2 protein-coding genes are annotated in these 3660 nt (G+C 54.0%); both read right to left on the reverse strand.

From position 1 onward, the window contains the following. Positions 1-13 precede the first annotated feature (13 nt). Positions 14-2290 carry an NADP-dependent malic enzyme gene (locus AAAC48_RS01860; RefSeq protein WP_340652541.1) on the reverse strand — a complete coding sequence of 759 codons (2277 nt, stop codon included), beginning with the start codon at positions 2288-2290 and terminating at the stop codon, positions 14-16. Positions 2291-2808: 518 nt separating this feature from the next. After that, positions 2809-3489 carry a hypothetical protein gene (locus AAAC48_RS01865; RefSeq protein ID WP_340652542.1) on the reverse strand — a complete coding sequence of 227 codons (681 nt, stop codon included), beginning with the start codon at positions 3487-3489 and terminating at the stop codon, positions 2809-2811. Positions 3490-3660: the final 171 nt, after the last annotated feature.

The following is a 3660-nucleotide window of genomic DNA, read 5'->3' on the forward strand; positions in this document are numbered from 1 at the left end:
CTTCCCGCGACCGTCAGACTGCCAAAGCCTCAGCCGCTGCGATCGCCGACATATTGACAATACCCCGGCTGGTTACCGACGGAGCCAGGATATGTGCCGGGCGCTTGGTACCCATCAGAATGGGGCCCACCGCAAGGGCATTGTTCAGCTCCGTAAGCAAGGTCATCGAGACGTTCGCCGCTTCAAGCGACGGAAAGATCAGCAGGTTTGCTTCCCCCTGAAAAGCCGTTTGGGCCAGGTAGCGCTCACGCAAGGCACCGTTAATGGCAAGGTCTCCCTGCATTTCGCCCTCCACAAGCAGATCGGGTGCAGCCCGCTTTAGCAACGAATAGACTATACGCATTTTTTCTGAGGACGCACCTTCGCGCGAGCCGAAATTCGAGTAGCTCAACAATGCGGCCTTCGCATCGATGTTGAAGCGTTTGAGATGATCGCGGGCCTGCAATGCGATCTGAACGATCTCTTCGGCGCTCGGGTCGATGTTCATATAAGTGTCAGCAAGGAAGAACACCCCCCTCGACATGATCAGCATCGACAATGCCGACAGCTGCGCTGAATCGTCGGCCAGCCCGATGATGGAGCGGATGTCACGTGCATGCTTGATGAAGCTTCCCTGCAACCCGCATATTAATGCGTCCGCCTCTCCGCGACGAACGGCCAATGCTCCAATGACGGTGGTATTGGTGCGCACGATCGTGCGGGCTGTGTCGAGTGTTACGCCCTTTCGCCCGACGAGGTCGTGAAAGAGGCTGACATAGTCGCGGTAGCGTGGATCGTCTTCAGGATTGATGATCTCGAAATCGCGTTCGGGTTTAATGGTAAGGCCGAAGCGTTCTATCCGATGTTCGATGACGGAAGGCCGGCCAATAAGGATTGGCCGACCAATGGCTTCTTCCAATATTACCTGAGTGGCGCGCAAAACACGCTCATCCTCACCATCCGCAAAGGCAATGCGTTTCCCCTGACCTTGGGTGCGCTCGATCATCGGTTTCATGACCAATCCCGAACGGAAGACGAAACGCTTCAGGCCGTCTTGATAGGCGCGCATGTCCTTAATCGGCCGGCGCGATACGCCGCTGTCCATCGCGGCTTGTGCAACCGCTGGAGCAATACGCAAAATCAGACGCTGATCAAATGGCGAGGGAATGAGATAGCCGCTGCCGAAGGTAGCAGAAGCCTCGCTTCCCAGGGATTCCAGAACGGGCTCGTGCGCCAATTGCGCGATGGCGTAAGCGGCTGCGCGCTTCATGTCATCATTGATGGTTGTCGCGCCTGCATCCAGCGCGCCACGGAAGATGAAAGGAAAACACAGGACATTGTTGACCTGGTTGGGATAGTCGGATCTTCCCGTGCAGATCATTGCGTCCGGACGTTCGGCGATTGCCAGTTCCGGCATGATTTCCGGAATTGGGTTGGAGAGCGCGAGAATCAGCGGATCGCGCGCCATCTCGCGGATCATTTCTGGTTTCAGGGCCCCCGCCGAGGATAGACCAACATAGATGTCGGCTCCGGCCATGACGTCCGCCAGTTCGGTTGCATCGGTGTCCTGCGCAAATGCCCCGCGCCAGCGGTCCACGGAATTTGCCCGCTTTTTGGTGACGAGGCCCTGACGGTCGGCCAAATAAATGTTCTCCCGCCTTGCGCCTACGGTCTCCAGCATGTTCATACAGGCTATCGCCGCGGCGCCTGCGCCCGACGTACAAATCTTCACGTCGGCGATGTTTTTTCCAACAAGCTTCATGGCATTGAGAACGGCCGCAGCAACAATGATCGCCGTGCCGTGCTGGTCATCGTGGAACACCGGGATGTTCATGCGTGCCCGCAGATTCTCTTCAATGTCGAAGCAATCCGGAGCCTTGATATCTTCGAGATTGATGCCGCCGAAGCTCGGCTCAAGTGGCGCAACTATCTCGATGAATTTTTTCGGATCGGTTTCATTAACTTCGATATCGATGCTGTCAATTCCTGCGAATTTCTTGAAAAGAACTGCCTTGCCTTCCATAACCGGTTTGCTTGCCAACGCCCCGATATTGCCCAGACCCAACACGGCCGTTCCGTTGGAAATGACCGCCACCAGATTGCCCTTGGACGTATAGGCATAGGCTTTCTCTGGATCGGCAGCGATTTCTTCACATGGTGCAGCAACCCCGGGTGAATAGGCCAGCGCGAGGTCGCGCGCATTGGCCAACGGTTTGCTCGGGGTAATCTCAAGCTTGCCCGGTTTGGGGAACTGGTGGAAATCCAACGCTGCACCGCGCAGACTCGCTTTCGGATCCTGTGACAAGGTCATTTACTCCTGTAATACGCTTCGGACGTCGCTAAAAATCGCCTCGGTCTGGCCTGCTTGGATTGTTTTGCTGGATACTACGATAAGCTTTTTGGTTGCATGTTCAAACATTACCGGTGCCGGGGACGTTGTAGTCAACGCCATCATCTCAAACCGTGCGTCCTTAATTGGAATAAGGCCTTGCAACGCATTCAAAAACCCCGCGCTGCAGAACAAAACTATCTCACCAATTCTATCTTGACTTAATAAACGACGCGATTCTCCGCTGGCGCAAGATAATGAGGAGGCATACCTTGTTGATCAAGAGCGTGGCGCAGAACGCCAAGCGCCTCCGGACATTGTACCTGGTCTGCGCAATCAAATTTCATTTTGCGAATAGGAACGGTCATCGGCACGCAAGGCGTGGCTCCGCTGTAGAGGTCACCCCTGCAATCACGCTAATTTTACGACGCATAAGGTCGTCAACGGCTTTGCGTCATGGCCGATTTCTTGATCAAATTGCCGTTGTGTCCTGCGATCAGCTATTCATGGGAACGTTGCGGCGCTAGCGCCAAGGTTTGCGAATACGCCAGTGGTGAACGATTCCCCGGCATGTTTGCGTCAAGGACCAGGGTTTTGATATCATCCGAGCGAACGTCCAGTGCTACAACACGATCAAGCTTGTCAACTTGCCACACCGCATAGCCGAGTGCAGCGCTATAACCACAATCGCATGCGCATTTGTCACCAGTGATTTCTTTCGGATCGCTAGGCAAATACATGATCTGCGGCCTTGGCAACTTATAGCAATGACCTTCATAGGCATACCCGTATATCACGCCAATACTTTTGATGCAGCTATCTGCAACCGGATATTTATTCGTGGTTACAGGGAGTATTTGATAGTTTCCGTTGTCAAATACTGCAAGCGTAACTCGTTCTCCAAAAGCCGCTGCAGTAGCGTTGCTAATTTGATCAAGCATCGGCTTGAATGCAGAGTTTGCTACGTTATCAGCATTGCCGCCAATGAAATCAAATTTTTCAAGCTCTACTTTAAGCTTATCTATAATTTCTGCGTCGCTCAACGGAAAAATCGGTCGATTGAGAGCTGGGCGCCCATACAACCGCACCTCGCCTGGGTTATAGGTGTCATAGACCGGCAATGGGTTGTTTCCGGTTTCGAGTTTATCGCCCACGCCGGGATTTCCGCAACAGTTGCTCATTTTCCCCTCCTGTTAAGGCTCACCTTGAGCCGATGATTTCACGCCATGCAAAGTTTGACTCCAGCCGTTCGGCAGCCATACTGTCCGCGGCGATAATGACGGCGTTTGCCGCCTGGTTAAGGCGCAATGTGTTCGGATCGAGCGTCCTCAACGAGGCGGCAAGCGCCTTGC

The organism is Phyllobacterium sp., from assembly GCF_037994405.1.
Taxonomy (GTDB): Bacteria; Pseudomonadota; Alphaproteobacteria; order Rhizobiales; family Rhizobiaceae; genus Phyllobacterium.

Excerpts from the sequence above, each read along its gene's own strand:
- AAAC48_RS01860 (WP_340652541.1), bottom strand. The coding sequence starts at position 2,290 with ATGACCTTGTCACAGGATCCGAAAGCGAGTCTGCGCGGTGCAGCGTTG.
- AAAC48_RS01865 (WP_340652542.1), bottom strand. The coding sequence starts at position 3,489 with ATGAGCAACTGTTGCGGAAATCCCGGCGTGGGCGATAAACTCGAAACC.